Source organism: Anaerotignum sp. (assembly GCF_030625865.1).
Classification (GTDB): Bacteria; Bacillota; Clostridia; order Lachnospirales; family Anaerotignaceae; genus Chakrabartyella.
On the sequence record NZ_DAOUQB010000068.1, the window covers coordinates 1 to 7,078 of the forward strand.

At 41.0% G+C, this 7,078-nt stretch carries 7 protein-coding genes and 1 riboswitch; of the genes, 3 read left to right on the top strand and 4 right to left on the bottom strand.

Annotated elements, in window-relative coordinates; translation table 11 throughout:
* From P9Q65_RS12785 to P9Q65_RS12800, 4 genes are all read right to left on the bottom strand, one after another.
* Positions 1-1,460, bottom strand: a 1,460-nt coding sequence (locus tag P9Q65_RS12785) for an ABC transporter ATP-binding protein (RefSeq protein WP_304509871.1), incomplete at its 3' end; no start/stop codon positions are given.
* Between the two features lie 34 nt (positions 1,461-1,494).
* Positions 1,495-2,616, bottom strand: a complete 1,122-nt coding sequence (locus tag P9Q65_RS12790) for a BMP family ABC transporter substrate-binding protein (protein WP_304509873.1) — start codon at positions 2,614-2,616, stop codon at positions 1,495-1,497.
* A 138-nt stretch (positions 2,617-2,754) separates the two neighbouring features.
* Positions 2,755-3,330 carry a xanthine phosphoribosyltransferase gene (locus P9Q65_RS12795; protein WP_304509874.1) on the bottom strand — a complete coding sequence of 192 codons (576 nt, stop codon included), beginning with the start codon at positions 3,328-3,330 and terminating at the stop codon, positions 2,755-2,757.
* Positions 3,331-3,965: 635 nt separating this feature from the next.
* Complete coding sequence (locus P9Q65_RS12800) at positions 3,966-4,145, bottom strand: hypothetical protein (protein ID WP_304509875.1); 180 nt, start codon at positions 4,143-4,145, stop codon at positions 3,966-3,968.
* A gap of 125 nt (positions 4,146-4,270) precedes the next feature.
* Here P9Q65_RS12800 and P9Q65_RS12805 point away from each other — a divergent pair, with 125 nt between their 5' ends.
* The 3 genes from P9Q65_RS12805 to P9Q65_RS12815 form a co-directional block, all read left to right on the top strand.
* On the top strand, positions 4,271-4,771 hold the full coding sequence (locus tag P9Q65_RS12805) for a zinc ribbon domain-containing protein (RefSeq protein ID WP_304509877.1): 501 nt from the start codon (positions 4,271-4,273) through the stop codon (positions 4,769-4,771).
* Between the two features lie 98 nt (positions 4,772-4,869).
* A riboswitch (FMN riboswitch) is annotated at positions 4,870-4,991 on the top strand.
* A gap of 118 nt (positions 4,992-5,109) precedes the next feature.
* Positions 5,110-6,507 carry an MATE family efflux transporter gene (locus P9Q65_RS12810; protein ID WP_304509879.1) on the top strand — a complete coding sequence of 466 codons (1,398 nt, stop codon included), beginning with the start codon at positions 5,110-5,112 and terminating at the stop codon, positions 6,505-6,507.
* 112 nt (positions 6,508-6,619) lie between these two features.
* Positions 6,620-7,078, top strand: a 459-nt coding sequence (locus P9Q65_RS12815) for a divergent polysaccharide deacetylase family protein (protein WP_304509881.1), incomplete at its 3' end; no start/stop codon positions are given.

A 7,078-nucleotide genomic window follows, 5' to 3' on the forward strand; every position in this document is an offset into this window, starting at 1 on the left:
GTAATTTCTTCGGGGTTAACGATACCTGTCATTTTACCACCGCAAAACACCATAATTCTATCGCAAAGGGCCATCAAAACGTCTAAATCTTCGCCGATGAAAAGTACGCCAACGCCCTTCTTCTTTTGCTCATTCAATAAATCATAAATTTTATAAGATGCACCGATATCCAAGCCACGAGCAGGATAAGCAGTAATTAAAACTTTAGGATTAGAATCAATCTCACGCCCTAAAAGAACTTTTTGAATGTTACCACCTGATAATTTTTTGATGGGGTGGTGCACACCAGGAGTAAGAATTTCCAATTGTTCCACTAAACGCTCCGCTTTTTTGGTACTATCTTTTCTGCGGAGGAAGAAGCCGGGCTGATTTGGGTAATCTCTTAAAATCATATTATGAACCATGTCCATAGAGCCAACCAAGCCCATACCCAAACGATCCTCGGGAATAAAGCCCATACGGATGCCTAGGCGGATGATATCACGGGGAGTTTTTCCAAGAATATTTGCGTTTTCAAAGAAAATACGGCCTTTTTCGGCAGGTAAAAGCCCTGCGATGGTTTCGCAGATTTCTTTTTGACCACTGCCTGCAACACCTGCAATCCCCAGAATTTCGCCAGAAAAAAGGTCGAAATTAATATCTTCCAAAGCATGTTTGTTTTCTTTGGTAGAAACGTAAAGGCCATCCACTTTTAACAAAGGGTTTTCCTGAGTGCAGGAAGGCTTTTCTAATTCTAAATCTACCTTTTTGCCAACCATCATTTCAATTAGGCGGTTTACTTCAACATCCTTTGTTTCTACGGTTTCAATGGACTGACCACGGCGTAAAACGGTAATGCGGTCGGAGATATCCATTACTTCCCCTAGCTTGTGGGTGATGATAACAATGGCACAGCCTTTTTCCTTCATGTTTCTTAAAATGGCAAAAAGACGCTTGATCTCCTGAGGTGTTAATACGGCGGTTGGTTCGTCCAAAATAAGAATTTTAGCACCACGGTATAGCACCTTTATGATTTCTAGCGTCTGTTTTTCGCCCACAGACATCTCATAAACTTTTTTATCGGGCTTAATATCAAGGCCATACTTGTCGCAAATGTCCTGCATTTCCTTTGTAAGTTGTTTGCCATGCAAAGCAATGCCCTTACTGCCCATAACCATATTTTCTTTTGCTGTCATAACATCTACCAGCTTAAAATGCTGATGGATCATACCGATGCCCAAAGCAATGGAGTCCTTGGGGGAAGAAAAATCCACTTCTTTGCCTTGAATAGAAATGGAGCCGCTATCGGGAGTATAGATGCCGGAAAGCATACTCATAAGGGTACTTTTTCCGGCACCATTTTCTCCTAATAGCGCGTGAATCTCACCGTTTAACACAGTGAGATTCACGTTTTCGTTCGCCTTAACGGACCCGAAAGCTTTGGAAATGTTTTTCATTTCTATTGCTTTTACAGGTTCCATATTTTTTCTCCTGATCTTTTAAAAAAGGATTTTTTTAGTTTACAGCGGAAACGCCTTTTACCAAGCTCTGCATTACTGTCCAGATGCCTTCTCTGTCAAGAGTTTCGCCTTCTGCAACCAATACATTGCCTTCTGTATCATAGATAGGTCCTACGAATACAGGGTATTCGCCTGCTTCCATTTTTGCTGCTACTTCATTTACTTTATCCTGTACTTCCTGAGGTACCAAATCTGTCATAGGTGCAAGGCCAACGTAGCCGTCCTTCATGGTACCATAGTAGGATTCGGGAACATAAGTGCCTGCGATGATTTTTTCAATGGTAGGAACGAGGTACTTTTCATGATGCCAGATGGGTGCTGTTAAGAAAGAACCTGGAGCGATCTGAGAGTTATCTAAGTTGTAGCCAATTGCCAATTTGCCGGCGGCTTCTGCTGCCAACTGAGGGCCTGCGGAGTCCGCATGCTGTGTAATAATATCACAATCCTGCGCCAATAAGGATTCAGCTGCTGCTTTTTCGTTAGCGGGATCGTTCCAGCTGTTTGTGTAAACAACCTTTACTTCTACGTCAGGGTTAACGCTCTGTGCACCTAAGGTGAATGCGTCAATACCAATATGAACTTCTGTATAAGGGTAAGCTGCAACGTAGCCCAGTTTATTTGTTTCTGTCATCATACCTGCAATCATACCGGTGAGGTATCTGGGTTCTTCCATTGCACCAAAGTAGTTACCAAAGTTTGTATCATTCATTTTGTAGCCGGAGAAATGCAAGAAGGTTACATCGGGGTATTCTGCTGCCAGTTCTTCCAAAGCATCCATGAAGCCGAAGCTTGTACCAATGACAATGGTAGCTCCTTGGTCAATCATATTGATTGCTGTAGATTTTACAGTCTGTTTTTCTTCGGATACGTTTTCAGCAATAATTGTTTCCACTTTGTCGCCGAAGTATTCTTCTACAGCTTTTGTGCCATTGTGCTGTGCCTGAGAATAGCCGCCGTCATTTTGAGAACCGATGTAGATAAATCCTACTTTTGTTACTTCTGCTGTGTCGCCGGATTCAGCCGTTGGTTCGGAAGTGTTGCCGCCGCAGCCAGCTAAAGCCGTCATGGACAAGGTTAATGCCAAAGCAAATGCCAAGAATTTTGAAAACTTTTTCATGGTTCCTCTCCTTTTCTTTTTTAACAATAGTAATAAATAGTGACAGGTATGTTAATCGCCCTCCCCTTTTTATGAAGGCTGAATAACCAAATGATAAAGCTTGTTTTGCAACAACAGGAAAAAGTAAAGAAGGACGCATTAATCTTTAAAGTAGATTTTTCCGTCCTCGATTTTTGTAATAACAGCCAATGAATCCACATGATAACCAAGGTCTCTTAGCTTTTGGCTGCCACCTTGAAATTCTTTTTCTACAATGGCTGCAATACCACATACTGTACCACCGGCTTGCTCAACAAGGTTTGCCAGCCCTGCAGCTGCTTCGCCATGGGCAAGAAAGTCATCTAGAATTAAGACTTTATCATCTTTATCTAAATACTTTTTGGATACTCTGGCCATGGAAACGGTACCTTTTGTAAAAGACTTAACGGGGGCTCCGTAATAGTCCTCGGTCATTGTGTTTGGCTGTGTTTTTTTGGCAAAAACAACAGGCACCAGATCGAAGTAAATGGCTGTAATGGCGGCAATCCCGATACCTGAAGCCTCGATGGTAAGAATTTTATTGATTCCCATGTTACCAAAGCGGCGATGTATTTCTTTGCCTAATGCCATAAATAAGCCAATATCTAACTGGTGATTCAAGAAAGAATCTACCTTAACGATCTCTGTGCCTATTTCTGTTCCGTCGTTTTTGATTCTACGTTTTAATAATTCCATGATAAATGGCTCCCTCTTACATAAAACTCGTTGATTAAAAAGGTATTTTTATTATACGGTGGTAAAATGGGGATGTAAATAGGGTAAAGTCGAATTGTATAATATTTTATGTACGTGCATAGACATAATGGGAAAATAAGCGGAAAAAAGATTATAAATCTATTCGTATTTGGAGAAAAGTTATGAAAGAAAAGGTTAACTTTTTGTAAAACAACGTTGCCGTGCGTATTTTTTTGTATGGGTTGAAATAGGAAGGAAAATAGGAGGGAAGGAAAAAAGCACTCTTCTTTTACAAGAACGCCCTCAGCACTAAACCGTAAAAAGAGAAATTTACCAATAGAAAAATAAAGAAAATCTACCTACGAATTGTAACAAAATTAGCAATCTGATTGTAAAAGGATCTTTTTTGCCAAAGAGACCGAATAGCAAACACATCAAAAGCAAATATTACTAGCGTCCTAATAAGATACCACAATTTAAAAGCTGGGGCGTTGTATAAGCCATGGGTTAGTTTTGTAAAAAAAATAAGCGGCACATGGAATTTTATCTATGTGCCACCTATTGTGTTCAATCTTGCCGAACAAATGCCGGGACTCTAAAGGACAGTCTTATGGGCACTGAGCAAAGGCGCAGTTTTATTTTTCTGCATTTGCTTTTTCTAACTCATGAAGAGAGTTATGCTCGCTGATTCGCCCAAGCACATCTGCCCGTTCTTCGGTGGTTAAGGTGTAAAAACGTTTCATATCCGCATCGTTATGGGTAATTTCTTTTACTAATTCCGGACGAAGAGTTGTAATATCCTGAAAAATTTTCATGCTTTCACCTCCCAAATTCATTATGTGAAAAAAGTAGGAAAATAATTCTGGCAGAATTGATTTTTGTCCTAAAATGAATGTATAATTAATGGAAATTGTTTTTTTCTAGAAAAGGAGCGGGAATTATGGATTTTTTTGATAAATTGGGAGAAGCAGCCAGAAATTTAACGGAAAAAGCAGGGGACAGTTTGGAAATTAACCGTTTAACCGGAGAAATTTCCATTGAAAAGGGAAATGTTCAGTATTACCATAAAGAATTAGGCGAACATTATTGGGCAAAATTTGCTGTGGGTGAGAAATTAGACGACGAAGCGATGCTGATTTGTGATAAAGTCGTTGTTAGTCAAGATCGTATTCGTCACTTAGAGATAGAAATTGAAAAAATAAAGAAAGAGCGGGAAGCCATTCAGGAAGAAAGAGCAAAAACAAAACGCCCACATCAGGAGGAAGAAGAAAAAGAAACAGAACAGCCAAAGGTGGAAGAACCTCAAGACAAAGATGCAGAAGTTTTGGTTGAAGCTGTTGCAGAACAAACGGAGGAATGGCCCAGATACTGTCATAATTGTGGTGGAGCCATCAAAGAGGGACAGCGGTTTTGCATATTTTGCGGCGCCGAAGTAAAGTAATGTAAGGATTTCGTTGACTTGCCGTTTTTCCTGTGATACCATCAAAAGTAAGGAATATGAATTGATCATAACTATATAGATAGAAAATAAATATATAAAAAATTCTTCGGAAATGGGAGAAACCATACCGGCGGTAATAGCCCGCGAGCCGCGGCGAAAGCCAAAGCAGGATTCGTTGCAATGCGAAGCCGACAGTCAGTCTGGATGGGAGAAGAAGGCTACGAAAACCTACGTTGATGGAGTGCCTTTTTCCGCAAAAAATGAAGAAAGAGAAGGCATTTTATCAAATGAGATAGAATGCTTTTTTGTTTTGAGATTTTTTGATTGGGGGAGAGGATATGGCACAGGAAAATATACTGGGAACAGAAAAAATTGGTAAGCTTTTATTTAAATTTTCAGTTCCTACCGCGCTTACTTTGATTGTAAACAGTTTGTATAATATTGTCGATCAGATTTTCATCGGGCATGCGGTGGGAATTGATGGTGTGGCGGCTACCAATGTTGCCTTTCCTCTGTTTATTTTGTCGGCGGCTTTGGCTTTGATGATTGGGGATGGATGCGCCGCAAATGTTAGCCTTGCCCTGGGGCGTGGGGACGAGGTCACGGGGGAAAGGGTTTTTACCAACGCATTTTTATTGCTTTTACTGGCAGGGGGCGTTGTGTTTTTTGGCGGAATGTTGTTTCTTAAACCGATTTTATTATTTTTTGGGGCGTCCGCCGCAGTTCTTGATATTTCTGCGGCATACACAAGAATTATTTTATGGGGTACGCCGTTTTCCATGTTCACCATGGCACTTACGGCAATTATTCGTGCAGACGGAAACCCTAAATATATGATGCGCACCATGATCATTGGGACGGCAATCAACTTAATTTTAGACCCCATTTTTATTTTTTGGCTGGGAATGGGGGTACAAGGTGCGGCTGTAGCTACCATTGCAGGACAAATCATTTCAGGAGGCCTTGCTTTGGCATATATACCACGTATGGAGCATATTCGCCTTCAGAAGGAAAAGTTGGTTTTAGAAAGAAAGTATGTTTGTGAAATTTTTAAACTGGGCTTTCCCAGCTTTTGTATGCAAACCGCCACGGCGGCAACACAAATTGTAATGTATAATTTAATGCGTCGGTATGGTGAATTAAGTATTTATGGCAGTGAAATTACCCTTTCTGCCTATGGCATTATGACGAAATTATATCAGATTGCCCATTCCATGTTTGTTGGACTGGCGGCGGGAACACAGCCCATTCATGGATTTAATTTTGGGGCAAAGCAGTTGCAGCGTGTTAAGCAAACGTATCGCATGGGGGTCATTGCCTCCCTTGTTATTTCATTTTTTTGGTTTAGCATATTCCGGTGGGGTGGTACAATTGTTGCAGAAATATTTGTACAGGATGAGCCCCTTTATTTAGTTTTTGCAAAACATTGTTTCCGTGGGTATATGCTGGCTTTTTTCTTATATGGCCCGCCCCAGGTTACAGCATCCTTTTTTCAAGCCGTGGGAAAACCAATAAAAGCACTTTTGGTTGCTTTGGCAAGGCAAGTTGTTTTTTTGATTCCTTTGGCGTTATTGCTTTCTGAAAGCTTCGGGCTGGATGGGGCGTTGTATGCCGCACCAATGGCAGATACGTTAGCTTTTTTACTGGCGATGGTCATGGTTTACTATGAATTTCGTTTGTGGAAGAAAGATTTTCATATTACAGAAAACAAAGGCGCTTATGAAGCTTCAGAGTAGAAAAAATATTTTATTGGAGTATAAGTCAGTTCTTCTATAGGTGGAAAGGCGGAATATTGGACGAATTTTCCGTGTATGTTAGGTAACAAACGTCATTGAAGGACTGAATAAAATGAAAAAAAGCTGGAAAAATGGTTTGTGTTATTTGTTGTTATTTGCCTTTTGTTTTGTGGGGGGCAGAGTTACTGCTGCCAGACAGGCGGTAAGGGCATCCAATATTTCCCCCGGTGTGTCTGGTTGTGGGAAGTTGGCCATTGTCATTGATGACTTCGGGTATAACGGCGATGGTACGGATGAAATGTTGGCACTGCCTATTCCTTTTACGGTGGCAGTTATGCCTTTTTCTGAGAATTCCGTGGAAAATGCCCAAAAGGCTGAGGATGCGGGAAAGGAAGTAATTATACATATGCCCATGGAGGCTTTGCAGGGTAAGCCGGAATGGGTAGGGGAAAAAGGTGTTTTTCGGAATATGACCGATGACGAAATTAAGGCTTTGGTGGAAGAGGCTTACGCCGTTTTACCTGATGCGGTAGGTATGAATAACCATATGGGGTCGGCGATTATGGAGGAT